Raw genomic sequence first — 13108 nt, forward strand, 5'->3', positions numbered from 1 at the left:
GAGGGTGCAGTGGTCGGAGCGAAGATCGGCTGGAAGCTGGTGCAGGCCGCGTTCACGATCGTGGTTGGCCTGGCCGCGAGCAAGGCGGTCAGCACGGCCTGGAAGCTCGGATCCGGTGGGAAGCCGCCGAAGCACGGTGAGGGCGGGTACGCCGAGGTGATCACCTGGGCGGCGACCAGTGCGGCCGCCGCGGCCGCCGCGAAGCTGTTCGCCGAGCGCCGGGCCGCCGCCTACTGGCTGAAGTCCACCGGATACGCCCCGCCCGGCTACGAGCAGGCCGCCGCCGACGGGACGCTGCTGAAGAGCATCAGCAAGAAGTCGGACGACGAGTAGTCAGTTCAAGCGAGTAGTCAGTTCAAGCGAGTGGTCAGTTCAAGCGAGTGGTCGGTTCAAACGCCTGACCGGCCACCGACGCACAACAGCGGGACCAGCCCACCGCGTGTGGGCCGGTCCCGCTGTTTTTGTTTGTGACGAAGCAGGGCCGCTCGGTCAGGCTGCGCAGTCGCGGCAGATCAGCTGCCCGTTCTTCGTTTCGGCGAGCTGGCTGCGGTGGTGAACCAGGAAGCAGCTCGAACAGGTGAACTCGTCGGCCTGACGCGGGAGGACCCGGACCGCCAGCTCCTCGTGGCTCAGGTCCGCGCCGGGCAGCTCGAAGCTCTCCGCGGCCTCGGCCTCGTCCTCGTCGACCTTGCCGGAGTTCTTGTCGTGACGGCGAGTCTTCAGTTCCTCGATCGACTCTTCGGAAGCGTCCTCGTCCGTCTTGCGCGGGGCGTCGTAATCAGTCGCCATGGTGTTTCCCTGCCCTCTTCGTACCCGTGGTGTTGCCTGCTGAGCCCTTGAACGGGTGGAGCGGCCGAGAAATTCCGCGTCGGCGCACCGCGCTGAACCTTCGTCCCCCGAAACCCTTGACAGCCAGGCCGGGACCGGCAAACACCGTTCCCGAGGACGGGATTGTGCCCTATAACGCTCCGCAATGCACGACTGGGTCCATGCTGTGGCCCGCGTGTCGCGACAAATGTCAGGACCGAACACACGAATGCTCGTTAATGCGCGATAGTGCGCAGAAACGAGCACTCAGCGGTGTCTAAGCACGCAGCGGGTTCGCGGCGGCCAACAGATCGTGGAACGGCCCGAACAGCGCCGGACTGGCCGCGATCGACATCTCCGGCGACACCGGGGCCCCGTGCAGCCCGCCGACCGCGGCGCCGGCCTCGGCCGCGATCAACGCGCCCGCTCCGTAGTCCCACGGGTTCAGACCGCGCTCGTAGACCACGTCCAGCCGCCCGCAGGCGACGTAGCACAGGTCGACCGCGCCGACCCCGATCCGGCGGATGTCACGGACCTCGGCGATCAGGTGCTGGATCACCTCGGCCTGGACCTGGCGCCGCGCCGGGTCGTACCCGAACCCGGTACCGACCAGGGCCTTGCCCAGCTCGGTCTCGCCGGATACCTGGATCGACTTGCCGTCCGCGAACGCGCCGCCACCCTTGGTAGCGGTGAAGACCTCACCCTTCGGTGCGTCCACCACCACGCCGGCGACGGTCTCCCCGGCGTACTCCACCGCGATCGAGACGGCGTACGTCGGGAGGTCGTAGAGGTAGTTGACGGTGCCGTCGATCGGATCGACCACCCAGCGCACGCCGCTGGTGCCGACCACGTCGTCGCCCTCCTCCCCGAGGAACGAGTCGTCCGGGCGGGCGCTCAGGACCCGGGCGCGGATCAGCTCCTCGGACTCCCGGTCGACGGCGGTGACGACGTCGGTGACGGTGCTCTTGGTGTCGGCGACCGTGATCGTGCCGCGGCGGCGTTCGACGATCAGCCGTGCGGCCTCCTCCGCGACCTCCACGGCCAGCTTGAGGAGGTCCTGGGGGCTCTCGGGGCTCATACAGCTTCCTTCGGGGTCGGTCGGCGCAGGGCAGGGCAGCAGTCGGGCCGGCAGTCGTCCCAGCCTGGGCCGAGCCTGCCGACGCAGGGCCGGGCGGGCTGCTCGCCACGCTCGGCGGCGGCCCGCTCGACGACGAGGTCGCGGAGCATCGTGACGAACTTCTCGCCGGTGCCCGGGGTCGCGGCGCGTGCCATCGGCAGCCCGAGCTTCGCGGCGGTCTTCGCGGCCTCGGTGTCGAGGTCGTAGATGACCTCCATGTGGTCACTCACGAACCCGATCGGTACGACGGCCACGCCGGGCACTCCCGCGGCGGCGAGCTCTTCGAGGTGGTCGTTCACGTCCGGCTCGAGCCACGGCACCTGCGGCGGACCGGACCGCGAGCAGTAGACCAGGTCGGTCCGCAGGGTCCGCCCGGTCCGGCGCTCGAGCTCGGCGGTGATCTCGGCGGCGACATCGGTGTGCCAGTCGACGTACCCGTTGCCGTCCGGACCGCTGGTCGCGTTCATCGCGGTCGGGATGGAGTGCGTCACATAGGCGATCGCGGAACCGTCCGGTAGCTTGCTCAGCGCCTCGGCGGTCGACTCGACGAACGACCCGACGAAGCCGGGGTGGTTCGCGTAGTGCCGGAGCTTGTCGATCCGCGGCGCGTCCGGCACCTCGCGGGCGGCGTCCTCGAGGTTCTCCCGGTACTGCCGGCAGCCGGAGTACGACGGGTAGGCGGACGTGACGATCACCACGGCCCGGCGTACCCCGTCGGCGGTCATCTCGCGCAGGGTGTCGGTCAGGTACGGCGCCCAGTTGCGGTTGCCCCAGTAGATCGGCAGGTCCAGCCCGATCTCGTCGAACGACGACCGCAGCGCCGCCAGCAGCGCCCGGTTCTGGTCGTTGATCGGGCTCTTGCCGCCGAACGAGTAGTAGTGCTCCCCGACCTCCTTGAGCCGCTCGTCCGGGATCCCCCGGCCACGGGTCACGTTCTGCAGAAAGGGCAGGACGTCCTCGGGTTTCTCAGGACCACCGAAGGAGAGCAACAGGACCGCATCGTAGGGAGGTGCACCTGGCGACATATCCCAAGCTTCTCAGACGGCCATGCTCTAGGCTGCTCCCGGTCTCTCATGCTCAAGCCTTACGTTCACCTCATGCGCCGGCCCGGCGCCGGCGCGTTCTTCTCCGCCGGGATCCTCGGGCGGATGCCGATCTCCATGATCGGTCTCGGCATCGTCATCCTGATCGCCCAGGAGAGCGGCTCGTACGGGCTCGCCGGCGCGATCTCCGGCGTGGCCGTGATCGCCGGTGCCCTGACCGGCCCGATCCAGGGCCGGCTCGTGGACCGCTTCGGTCAGCGCGGTCTGCTGCTGATCGGTTCGGTGGCTTGCACCGTCGCCCTGGCCGGATTGCTGCTCGCCGTGCGTGCTGGTGCGGCGACCTGGATCCTCTACGCGCTGTCGTTCCTTGCCGGCGGCGCCCGTCCCCAGGTCGGCTCGTTCGTCCGGGCCCGCTGGACGCATCTGCTCGGCCGCGGTCGCGCGCTGCAGACCGCCTTCGCTCTCGAGGCGGTCGGCGACGAGGTGGTCTTCATCGTCGGTCCGGTCCTGGTCACCACCCTCGCGACGCAGATGAGCCCGTACGCCGCCCTGTCCGCGGCCGGCGTACTCGGGCTCGCCGGCGGTCTCTGGCTCGCGCTGCTGCGCGGATCCGACCCACCGGGACGCGGCAAGTCGAACGGTGCCGAGCAGGCGCCGCTCCCCTGGCTCTCGATCATGCTGCTCAGCCTGATCGGTCTCGGCCTGGGCGCGACTCTCGGTGGCGCCGAGGTGATCACCGTGGCGTTCACCACCGAGAAGGGGCAGGCCGAGCTGTCCGGCGTCGTACTCGCGGTCTGGGCGTTCGGCAGCCTGCTGGCGGGACTCTGGTACGGATCGGTGCACTGGCGGGCCCCGGTTGAGCGGCGGCTGCTGATCGGGACGATCGCGCTCGCCATCACTCTCGCGCCGCTCCCCTGGGTCAACAGCGTGCCGATGCTCGGCGCGGTGCTGTTCTGCTGCGGTATGACGATCGCTCCGACGATGGTCGCCGTGACCGCCTGTGTCGAGGAGTGGGTGCCGCCCGAGCGCCTGACCGAGGCGATCACCTGGACCGTCACGGGCATCCTCCTCGGCGTCGCTCCCGGCAACGCGGCCGCCGGACATGCCGTCGACGTCTGGGGCCCGTCGAAGGCGTATTGGGTTCCGTTCGGCGTCGGCATCGCCTGCGCGATCGTCGCCGCGATCTCCATCACGTTCGCTCGACCCAAAGAACGGTTCGCCCACAACTAGCCTTGAATCTCCGGTTACGGGAGGTGTGAGGGTGACGGGTATGGACCACTCGATCGGTGCGGTGGCGCGGTTGGCCGGAGTGTCGGTGAAGACCGTGCGGTACTACTCCGACCTCGGGCTGCTCGCGTCGCGTCGTACCAGTGCCGGTCATCGGCGGTACGACGGGAACGCGGTGGCGCGGCTGGAGCTGGTCCGCACGTTGCGTGCTCTGGGTCTGGATCTGGAGACGGTGCGGACCGTGCTGGAGCAGGAGCGGACGCTGGCCGACGTACTCGCGGCACACGCGGAGGCACTCGCCGTACAGATCCGGACGCTGCAGGCACAGCATGCCGTCGTCTCGGTGGTCGCTCATCATCACTCGACTCCTGAGGAGCTCACTCGCATGCACGACCTGACCGCACAGTCCGAGCAGGACCGCCGCGCGCTGATCGCCGGCTTCCTCGACAGCGTGATCGGCGACGATCCCCACCTCGCCGCGATGCGTCAGAACCTCACGCCGGTCCTCCCCGACAACGCCGAGCCGCGCCAGGTGCAGGCCTGGCTGGAGCTCGCCACGCTCGCCTCCGACGAGGACTTCCGAGCAGCGGTACGCCGGATGGCGGTGGGCTACCGCGCACTCGCGCGAGACGATCTGCTGTGGTCCGACCCGGAGCTGCGCGGGCGGCTGATCGAGTTGCGGCGTACCACCGGCGGACCGCGATGGCAGCGGTACATCGAACTGGTTGCCGTGGTCAACGGATGGGCGCCGCCGTCACGGGTTGCGGGATAAACCACGAGCGCCCGCGGTCCTGTCCTTCTATCGTGGGTGGGCATGAGCCGCGCCCCCGAGGTCGACTACTCCGCCACCTCCGCCCGCCCGGACTGGAGCACGCTGCCGGCCGCCCTCCAGCACTCCCTCACCGTTGCCTTGGGCACCGACATCGCGTCCGTCGCGCGCTCCGTCACGTCCGGGTTCACCGGCGGCTTCGCGGCCCGGGCGACGCTCTCCGACGGCCGCCAGGTCTTCATCAAGGCAGCCCCGGAGGGCATGCACGCGTACGAGGCGTACCAGCGCGAGGCCGAGGTGGTTCCCCAGCTCCCGCGCTCGGTGCGGGCACCGGCCATCATCACCACGGCGCATGCGGGCACTCCCGGCACGCGGTGGTTCGCAGTGGTTTCCGAAGCGATCGACGGGCGGATGCCCGGGGCTCCGTGGACGCAGGACGACTTCGCCCGAGTTACCACCACCTGCGAGGAGATGGCCGAAGTGTTACGGCCTGCGCCACTGACCGGGTTGAGCCATTTCGCGAGCCTCATCGAGGACGACGTACAGGTGCCCGCGCAGATCCTGGCCGGTGACCGGCAGCTGCCCACCGGACTGCAGGACTGGGTGCCGCGCGTGCTTCCCGAGCTCGGCGAATTGGCCGATGCCGCGACCGAGGTGCTGACCGGCGACACCGCGCTGCACTCCGACCTGCGACCGGACAACCTGATCATCGACGCCGCCGGCACCTGCTGGGCGGTCGACTGGAACTGGCTCACCCTCGGCCCTCGCTGGGTGGACTGGGTCGGCCTCCTGCCGCTCGCGCAGCACCAGGGCATCGACACCTTGGCAGCCATCACTCGCAGCCCGCTGACGGCCGACGTACCCGATGATCACCTCGACGCCTTCGCCGCGGCCATCACGGCGTACGTGTTGCGGGTCGCCGACACGCCGCCACCGCCGGGATGCACGCCGGTGCTGCGCGATCACCAACGGCTCGTCGCCTGGAGCCACCTCGACTGGCTCGCCGTACGCCGGGGCTGGTGAGCGGCCTACTGTGGAGGCATGAGCAAAGGGCCGACGACGAGGTTCAAGGTCGAGGTGCTCGACGGTGACCGGACGTCGCGCCGGGAGGATCTGGTCACCACCGAGGAGCCGCTGGAGCTGCGCCTGGAGTGGCCGGACCGGCCGCCCGAGCCGCTCGTCGTCACGATGCGTACCCCTGGTGCCGACTTCGAGCTCGCCGCCGGCTTCTGCCTCGGCGAAGGCTTCGCCGTCCGCCCCGGCGCGATCCATACCGTTGCCTACTGCACCGATGTGGCGCTCACCCGCGAGCAGCAGTTCAACACGGTCACGGTCGCGCTCGACGGTCCGCCGGACCGCGAGCCACCCCAGCGGTACGGCGTGACCTCGGCCGCCTGTGGCGTCTGCGGCCAGCAGAGCCTCGACGAGCTCGCCGAGCGCGAGTACGACCCGGTCGACCCGGTCGAGGTCCCGATCGACGTCGTACGCCGACTGCCTGACCTGCTCCGTGAGGCGCAGCCGATGTTCAGCCGGACGGGCAGTCTGCACGCGGCGGGCCTGTTCACCGCGGACGGGCAGAAGGTCGTGGTGAAGGAAGACGTCGGCCGGCACAACGCGGTCGACAAGGTCGTCGGCTGGACCGTCCTCAACCAGCGCAGTCGCAAGGGTCTGGTGCTCGCCGTGAGCGGCCGGGTCGGCTACGAGATCGTGCAGAAGGCGGTCGCGGCGGGAGTCGGGATGATCGTCGCGGTGGGTGCACCGTCGAGTCTCGCGGTCGAACTGGCCCGCCGTTTCGACGTCACGATCGCCGGGTTCACCCGGGGTGAGCGCTGCGTCGCCTACAGCGCACCGGAGCGGATCATCCGCCAGGTCTGATGTGCCACCCCTGCCACCGCCGGATCGTGGAGGTGGAGGGGGAATCGTGAAAATTCGCTACGCCGTCATCGCGCTACCGATCCTGGTCTGCGGCGCGACGGTCGTCGGCGCGGCCCAGGCTTCGGCCCGCGCCATCGACCCCGAGGACCCGCACCATCCGCAGCAGACGATCGTCGAGCACCAGCAGACGACCGTCGTCGAGGTCCCAGTGGACGACACCGCCAACGAGATCGCGCAGACCATCGCGGGCGCCGTCGTCGGCGCGGGACTGGCGAGCGGCGCGCTCTGGTACTACTACCGCCGCCACCCCTACGCGCGCTGATCCGGTCAGTCGTCCAGCTTGATGAAGGTGGCCTTCGGGACGTACTCGTAGCGGTCCGGCATGCAGGTCAGGATGATGATCTGGCCGTGGTCCCCGGCGCGGCCGAGGAGCGCGCCCATGTCCCGCAGCCGGGCCTTGTCGGACCAGCCGAGGGCGTCGTCGAAGATCACCGGGACGCTGCTGTCACCGGTGCTCACCAGGTGACTGATCGCCAGCCGCGTGATGATCGCGAGTTGCTCCTGCGCACCGGTAGACAGCGCCTCGACCCGCAACCGCGTGCCGTCCAGTTCGCGCTCCGCGACCGCGAGGTCGTCGTCCAGCCAGACCCGGAACGACGGTCCGTACACGCTCCGCCCGAGCGACTCGATCCGGCTCTGCAGCGGCTCGGAGTACTTCGTCTGCGCCTCGGCCCGATGCCGGCTCAACGTCTCGTGGACCCGCCGGGCCGCCCCCGCGCGCCGCTCCAGGCTGTCGTGCTCCGCCCGTACGGCGGCCAGCTCGAGCTCGGCCAGATCGCGCCGCGTCGCGAGCCCGTCCCGCCCGGACTGCTCCAGACGCCCTTCCGTCGTACGCAAGGCATCGCGCAGCGTGTCCCGCTCGCCCTGCAACCGGGTCGCGACCGCCAGCGCATCCGCCAGCTCCCCCGCGACCTGATCCGCACCGGCCGCATCCGCCTGCTCCTGTACGGCGGTCAGCTCCTCGAGCACCGCTTCGACGTCACCGGTCGCCGCGGTCTCCGCCGTGGCCACCGCCTCGTCATCGAGCACCGCCCGGGCCGCGTCCAGTCCTTCGACCGCGGCAGCCAACCGCTCCCCCGCCAACTCCGACCGGGCTCGCGCGTTCTGGGCCTCGGACCGGTCCTCGTCAGCCGCCTTGCGAGCCTGCGCGGCCGCGAACTCGGCGTCCGTCAGCAGCCGCTCCGCCTCGGCGAGCCCGTTCCGGGCCACTTCGAGCGCGCGTTGGGCTCCCGCGAGATCACTCGGCTGCGGCGCCGGGTCCTCGATGTCGTCGAACAACGTGTCGTGCGCCGAGGCGATTTCGGTGAACTCCGCGAACAGCGACATCTGCCCCGGCACACCCTCGATCGCCGGCTGCTTCGCGCTGCTCTCCTCGGCCTCGTCCGCCTGCGCGGCTCCGAGCCGCGCGGTCAGCACCGCGATCCGCTCCCCCGGATCGCCGCCGGCCGTCAGCGACCTCTCGGTCCGGCGGGCTTCGTTCAGCTCGGCGCTCGCGGTGTCCGCCTTGCGCAGCAACTCCCGCGCGGCCGCGACGTCCTTCACGCCGGCCTTCTTCAGCAGGTCCGTCTCCCGCCGTACGGCGTCGTCGACCCGGGACCGCAGCGTCGCCGCCTCACCACCGGCGCGGACCGTCACCTCGACCTGACCCGGCACGCCGACGACGAGCTCACCGGAGACCAGTACCTCGGTCGACTCGTCGAACCCGAGCTCCGCCGGCACGGCACCTTGGGACCCGTCCAGGCCGGTCCCCGACAACTCCACGGGCTCCGCGCCGAGACGGCGTACCGTCACCTCGGGGACGCCGGCCGCGAGCGCCGCGCGGGCCTCGACCACCGCGGCGCGGGCGTTCTCCAACGCCGCCACGATCGCGTCGTCGACCTTGATCCGGTCCAGGATCGTGCCGGCCGCGGCGATCCGGGCGCGGACGTCGACGAGCTCGTCCTGCTGCCCGAGCAAGCGGTCAAGCTCGGCGCGATCGACCAGCTGCGCGACCTGCCGCTCCGCCGCCTGTACGTCGGTACGCCGGAGATCCTTGAGCTCCACGACCTCCGCCAGCGCGGCCTCGGCGGCATGCACCATGTCGGCGGCGGTCTTCGCGACCAGTTCGGCATCGGCCCGCCGGGTCGCCAGCTCGGCCTCGGTCTTCGTGAACCGTTCGACCTCGTCGAGCAGCCGCTCGCGCTCCAGCCTGGTCCGGGTGTGGTTCTCCAACCGGGCCTGCGCGGTCTCCGCCCGGGACCGGATCGAGTCGCGCCGGAGCAGGATCTCGTCGGTCGCCTTCTTCCGCTCGCGCAGCTGCTCGACGCCGGTGAGGTGATCGGCCAGCCGGCTCGCCACGTCGTCGAGGTCGAGGTTCAACCGCTCGGCCCGGCGGATGTCGGACTGGACCTCCTCCATCGCCTGCAGGGCCTGGGCAGCGGTCAGCTCGGTCGCCGCCACCGTCTTCGCGGACCGGGCGAAGTCGCCGGTCGGCTTGCCGCGCGGGGTCCAGTACCGCAGGTATTCGTGCTCGACCGCCGACACCAGCGGCATCGACGCGCCGTCCACCGGCGTGCCGGACTCGGCGGTGACCGCGGTGATCAGCGGCTCGGCATCGGCCGGCGTTGGGAGCACCAACGACTGGCCCTGGCTGACCATCAACGTCTGCCAGAGCACCGGGTCGACGTGGGAGTGGAACAGCCGCTCGGCCTCGTTGTGCGCCTCGCGTCCGGTCCAGGACTGCCGGCGGCCGTCCGGCTCGACCACGGTCAGCTCGGTCGAGCGGTTCTTCAGCCAGCGCTTCGCGTACGTCAGCTCGCGACCACCGAGGCTCAGCTCGACGGTGACCTCCGGACCGACGTCCTGGCCGACCGGCTGGATGTCGCGGATCCGGGTCGACTTCGAGTCGTCGGGCAGCTCGAAGACCAGGCCGAACGCCTCGACCAGGCTGGACTTCCCGACCTCGTTGTCGCCGACCACGACGGTGGTGCCGAGTGTGCGGAACTGGACACTACGGTCCTTGACGCCACGGAAGTCCCGTAGCGCCAAGCTGTGTAATCTCATCCCGCGTCCCGTGCCAATCGGTGCATCAGCGACAACGCCGCGCCGGCCGTTTCGTCGCCACCGGCCAGCGCCTGCCGCAGCTCCTCCATCGCGGCCCGGGCAGGCCCGCTCAGCTGCAGCGACTCCAGGTCGGCCGCGTCCGGCGCGGGCCGCACCGTCCAGAACTTGGCCCACCGCTCGACGCTGGCGAACACCTCGCCCTGCGCGTCGATCATCGCGTCCAGCCGGCTGAGCGCCGGCAGCGGCAGCGACCCGTCGCCGGCCAGCCGCACGTACGTCCGCTCCTTGTCCGGCAGCTCGGCGAACCAGTCCTCGAGGGCCTGGATCGCCTCCTCGTCGAAGAGTTCGACGCGGTGGTCGACCATGTGCCAGGCACCGACCCGGACCGGCTCCACCTCGATGCCGTCGCCACCGATCGTCACCTTGAGCACGTTCCCCGGAGCGTCCTCCTCGGGCGACGTGACCTCCTGCGTCCCGGAGAACCAGATCCGGTCGGTCACCCGAGTGGTGGAGTGCCGGTCGCCGAGGCCGACGTACTGCAGGCGACCATCGGCGACCGCGGCCTCCAGCGCTACCTGGTCGATGGTCGGCACGTCGGACATGCCGCCCGACAGGCTCGTCAGTTGTCCATGGGCGAGCAGGATCCTGCTGATGCCGGGATCAGCCGTCAGCTCGGCGTACCCGGGCGCGGCCGGATCCGAGAGCGGGCGCCGTGACCGCCACGGAGCGCCGACGATCTCGACTCCCGGCAGGATCTGGAAAGGCGTCGTTTCGGTCAGCACCGTGACGTGCTCCGGCGCGTGCGCCTGCCACTGGCTGGACGTCCACAACGAGCCGGGCTCGAGCGCGTCGTGGTTACCGGGCAGCAGCACGACCGGGACCGGGATCCGCTTCAGCGCCTCGCAGGCCCGCAGGATCGTCTGCCGCTCGACCTGGTTGTGCTCGAACACGTCCCCGGTGACGACCACGAACGCCGCCCCGGTGCGCTCCGCGACCTCGCCGATCCGTGCGACAGCATCCAGCCGCGCCTGACCCCACCGGGCCTGGCCGTCCGGCCCCAGGAACCGGCGCATCATCCCCAGCTGCCAGTCCGAGCTGTGCAGAAACGTGATCGAGTCGTCCATCGCGGAATGAACGCTAACCCGCGCCGCCGACAACCTCCCAACCCAACACACACAAACGGCCTACACCGCCCACACTCCGGACAGTTCCGGAACCCACACCGAGGGTGTACTACGGGTCAGCGCGGGAAGTCGGCGCTGCTCGACAGCTCCGCCCACCGAGTGACCTCGGCCTGCGCCGCGGCGTACACACCCTGGAGGGCCTCGACGGCGTCCGAACCGAGCGGCAGTCGCAGCGGCGGCTCCGGGCTCGCGACGGCGGTCAGGATCGCCCGCGCGGCGCGGACCGGGTCGCCGGGCTGCGTGCCGTTGCCGTTCGACAGGGCGTCGCGGACAGCGCCGACGGGGCCCTCGTAGATCTCGCTGATCTGGGTCACGTGCAGCGCGGACGGTTCGTTGAACGACGTACGGAACGCGCCAGGCTCGACGATCAGCACGCGGATGCCGAGGTCCTTCGTCTCGTAGGACAGCGCCTCCGACCAGCCCTCGAGGGCGAACTTCGTCCCGCTGTACGCGCTGATCCCGGCGAACGCGTACCGGCCGCCCTGACTGGTCAGCTGCACGATCGTGCCGCTCTTGCGCTCCCGCATCCCGGGCAGAACCGCCTTGGTCAACGCCACCGGCCCGAAGAAGTGCAGCTCCATCAGGCCACGCAGTTCGTCGTCGGTGGTCTCTTCCGCCGCGCCGACCATCCCCCGGCCCGCGTTGTTCACCAGTACGTCGATCCGCCCGTGCTCGGCCAGCACACCCGCCACGACCTCGGGGATCGCGTCGCCATCGGTCACGTCGAGCTTCACGACCGACAGCCGCTCGTGCTCCAGCTCCATGGCCTCCGGCCGCCGGACCGCAGCGACGACGGTGTGCCCCGCGGCCAATGCTTCGTCCGCCAGCGCCCGGCCGAACCCCGCGCTGGCACCCGTGATCATCCATACCTCTGACATATCGCCAGCATTTCACTCGCGAAGGTCCTACGATCCCGTGGTGACTGCGTACCTGGAGACCGAGCGGCTGGTGCTTCGCCGGTTCACCGCGGACGATGTCGAGCTCCTGGTGCAGCTGGACTCCGATCCCGAGGTGATGCGGTTCCTGACCGGTGCACCGACACCACGGTCCGAGATCGAGAACGTCGTACTGCCGGAGATCCTGAAGGTGTACGCCGAGCATCCGCGGCTCGGGACGTTCGCGGCGGAAGCGCCCGAGGGATTCGTCGGGTGGTTCGGGATGCAACCGACCGACGACCCGGCGACCGTCGGCGTCGGGTACCGGCTGCACCGCGCGGCGTGGGGCAAGGGCTACGCGACCGAGGGGACGAAGGCGTTGATCGCGCACGCCTTCGCGCTCGGGATGGAACGGGTGGTGGCGGACACGATGGCGGTCAACCACCGGTCGCGGGCGGTGATGCGGCGCTCGGGGCTACGGTTCCTGAAGGTGTACCACGAGCACTTCGACGACCCGCTGCCCGGAACCGAGTTCGGCGAGGTGCTGTACGCGATCGACCGGCGTACCTGGGAGGCTGGTGCCCATGAGTGACGACCGGCCGTACGCCGTACTCGACATCGACGCGACGCTGTCCGACACCAGCAAGCGGCTCCGCTTCATCGAGCAGAAGCCGAAGGACTGGGACTCGTTCTTCACGCACGCCAAGGACGACGCGGTCCTCGACGAAGGTCTCGCGGTCGCGACGACGCTCGCCGCGGACCACGAGATCGTCTACCTGACCGGCCGCCCGGAGCGCACCCGGCGGATCACCGAGAAATGGCTGAAGGACAACGGCTTCCCCGCCGGCAAGGTCTACATGCGCGGCAACACCGACCGCCGCCCGTCCGCGCTGATGAAACTCGGCCGCCTCAAACGCCTCGCCGAACAACGCCCGGTAGCCATCCTCGTCGACGACGACGAAAAGGTCGTCGCGGCAGCCCAAAAGGCCGGCTACAAAGTCATGCGAGCCGACTGGGGCCTCGACCCCGAGTCCCAACCAACCCTCTTCGAAGCCCAAGACACCGAAGGCCGCACCTGATCCGTACCGAACAACGGGCAGTGCGGCGGC

The 13108-nt window shown here is 70.2% G+C and carries 14 protein-coding genes; 8 read left to right on the forward strand and 6 right to left on the reverse strand.

What is annotated here, in order from left to right:
- Nucleotides 1-9: 9 nt before the first annotated feature.
- Nucleotides 10-333, forward strand: coding sequence for a DUF4235 domain-containing protein (locus tag AC0662_RS10335; protein WP_387773762.1), 324 nt, complete (start codon nucleotides 10-12; stop codon nucleotides 331-333).
- Nucleotides 334-489: 156 nt separating this feature from the next.
- On the opposite strand, the gene AC0662_RS10340 is transcribed toward AC0662_RS10335, so the two are convergent.
- The 3 genes from AC0662_RS10340 to AC0662_RS10350 form a co-directional block, all read right to left on the reverse strand.
- Nucleotides 490-789: a DUF4193 domain-containing protein gene (locus AC0662_RS10340; protein WP_130379292.1), complete on the reverse strand. Its 300-nt coding sequence runs from the start codon at nucleotides 787-789 to the stop codon at nucleotides 490-492.
- Between the two features lie 295 nt (nucleotides 790-1084).
- The gene (locus tag AC0662_RS10345; RefSeq protein WP_478299842.1) at nucleotides 1085-1885 is read right to left on the reverse strand and encodes an inositol monophosphatase family protein; all 801 of its coding nucleotides are present in this window, start codon (nucleotides 1883-1885) and stop codon (nucleotides 1085-1087) included.
- Nucleotides 1882-2949, reverse strand: coding sequence for a ferrochelatase (locus tag AC0662_RS10350; RefSeq protein WP_478299844.1), 1068 nt, complete (start codon nucleotides 2947-2949; stop codon nucleotides 1882-1884). The genes AC0662_RS10345 and AC0662_RS10350 overlap by 4 nt, the downstream gene beginning before the upstream one ends.
- A gap of 72 nt (nucleotides 2950-3021) precedes the next feature.
- Here AC0662_RS10350 and AC0662_RS10355 point away from each other — a divergent pair, with 72 nt between their 5' ends.
- From AC0662_RS10355 to AC0662_RS10375, 5 genes are read left to right on the forward strand one after another with little or no spacing between them, the layout of a single operon-like run.
- Entirely contained in the window at nucleotides 3022-4197 is a 1176-nt protein-coding gene (locus AC0662_RS10355; RefSeq protein WP_478299846.1) for an MFS transporter, read from the forward strand.
- Between the two features lie 40 nt (nucleotides 4198-4237).
- Entirely contained in the window at nucleotides 4238-4966 is a 729-nt protein-coding gene (locus tag AC0662_RS10360) for a MerR family transcriptional regulator (RefSeq protein ID WP_452193828.1), read from the forward strand.
- A gap of 42 nt (nucleotides 4967-5008) precedes the next feature.
- Entirely contained in the window at nucleotides 5009-5986 is a 978-nt protein-coding gene (locus AC0662_RS10365) for a phosphotransferase family protein (RefSeq protein ID WP_478299848.1), read from the forward strand.
- A gap of 18 nt (nucleotides 5987-6004) precedes the next feature.
- On the forward strand, nucleotides 6005-6838 hold the full coding sequence (gene fdhD, locus AC0662_RS10370) for a formate dehydrogenase accessory sulfurtransferase FdhD (RefSeq protein WP_452193832.1): 834 nt from the start codon (nucleotides 6005-6007) through the stop codon (nucleotides 6836-6838).
- Nucleotides 6839-6884: 46 nt separating this feature from the next.
- The gene (locus AC0662_RS10375; protein ID WP_478299850.1) at nucleotides 6885-7160 is read left to right on the forward strand and encodes a hypothetical protein; all 276 of its coding nucleotides are present in this window, start codon (nucleotides 6885-6887) and stop codon (nucleotides 7158-7160) included.
- Between the two features lie 5 nt (nucleotides 7161-7165).
- Here AC0662_RS10375 and AC0662_RS10380 read toward each other — a convergent pair whose 3' ends face one another.
- From AC0662_RS10380 to AC0662_RS10390, 3 genes are all read right to left on the reverse strand, one after another.
- A complete protein-coding gene (locus AC0662_RS10380; RefSeq protein WP_478299852.1) occupies nucleotides 7166-9940 on the reverse strand; it encodes an AAA family ATPase in 2775 nt (924 codons plus the stop codon).
- Complete coding sequence (locus AC0662_RS10385; RefSeq protein ID WP_478299854.1) at nucleotides 9937-11064, reverse strand: metallophosphoesterase family protein; 1128 nt, start codon at nucleotides 11062-11064, stop codon at nucleotides 9937-9939. Before AC0662_RS10385 ends, AC0662_RS10380 begins: the two co-directional genes overlap by 4 nt.
- A 116-nt stretch (nucleotides 11065-11180) precedes the next feature.
- Nucleotides 11181-12002, reverse strand: coding sequence for an oxidoreductase (locus AC0662_RS10390; protein WP_478299856.1), 822 nt, complete (start codon nucleotides 12000-12002; stop codon nucleotides 11181-11183).
- 40 nt (nucleotides 12003-12042) lie between these two features.
- On the opposite strand from AC0662_RS10390, the gene AC0662_RS10395 reads away from it, so the two are divergent.
- Together AC0662_RS10395 and AC0662_RS10400 are read left to right on the forward strand one after the other, a co-directional pair.
- Complete coding sequence (locus AC0662_RS10395) at nucleotides 12043-12591, forward strand: GNAT family N-acetyltransferase (RefSeq protein WP_452193841.1); 549 nt, start codon at nucleotides 12043-12045, stop codon at nucleotides 12589-12591.
- Nucleotides 12584-13078 (forward strand): phosphatase domain-containing protein, encoded by a 495-nt coding sequence (locus tag AC0662_RS10400; RefSeq protein ID WP_478299859.1) that lies wholly within the window; start codon nucleotides 12584-12586, stop codon nucleotides 13076-13078. Before AC0662_RS10395 ends, AC0662_RS10400 begins: the two co-directional genes overlap by 8 nt.
- Nucleotides 13079-13108: the final 30 nt, after the last annotated feature.

The sequence above is a fragment of the Kribbella sp. NPDC043289 genome (assembly GCF_056436705.1).

Excerpts from the sequence above, each read along its gene's own strand:
- AC0662_RS10340 (WP_130379292.1), bottom strand. The coding sequence starts at position 789 with ATGGCGACTGATTACGACGCCCCGCGCAAGACGGACGAGGACGCTTCC.
- AC0662_RS10345 (WP_478299842.1), bottom strand. The coding sequence starts at position 1,885 with ATGAGCCCCGAGAGCCCCCAGGACCTCCTCAAGCTGGCCGTGGAGGTC.
- AC0662_RS10350 (WP_478299844.1), bottom strand. The coding sequence starts at position 2,949 with ATGTCGCCAGGTGCACCTCCCTACGATGCGGTCCTGTTGCTCTCCTTC.
- AC0662_RS10355 (WP_478299846.1), top strand. The coding sequence starts at position 3,022 with ATGCGCCGGCCCGGCGCCGGCGCGTTCTTCTCCGCCGGGATCCTCGGG.
- AC0662_RS10360 (WP_452193828.1), top strand. The coding sequence starts at position 4,238 with ATGGACCACTCGATCGGTGCGGTGGCGCGGTTGGCCGGAGTGTCGGTG.
- AC0662_RS10365 (WP_478299848.1), top strand. The coding sequence starts at position 5,009 with ATGAGCCGCGCCCCCGAGGTCGACTACTCCGCCACCTCCGCCCGCCCG.
- fdhD (WP_452193832.1), top strand. The coding sequence starts at position 6,005 with ATGAGCAAAGGGCCGACGACGAGGTTCAAGGTCGAGGTGCTCGACGGT.
- AC0662_RS10380 (WP_478299852.1), bottom strand. The coding sequence starts at position 9,940 with ATGAGATTACACAGCTTGGCGCTACGGGACTTCCGTGGCGTCAAGGAC.
- AC0662_RS10385 (WP_478299854.1), bottom strand. The coding sequence starts at position 11,064 with ATGGACGACTCGATCACGTTTCTGCACAGCTCGGACTGGCAGCTGGGG.
- AC0662_RS10390 (WP_478299856.1), bottom strand. The coding sequence starts at position 12,002 with ATGTCAGAGGTATGGATGATCACGGGTGCCAGCGCGGGGTTCGGCCGG.
- AC0662_RS10400 (WP_478299859.1), top strand. The coding sequence starts at position 12,584 with ATGAGTGACGACCGGCCGTACGCCGTACTCGACATCGACGCGACGCTG.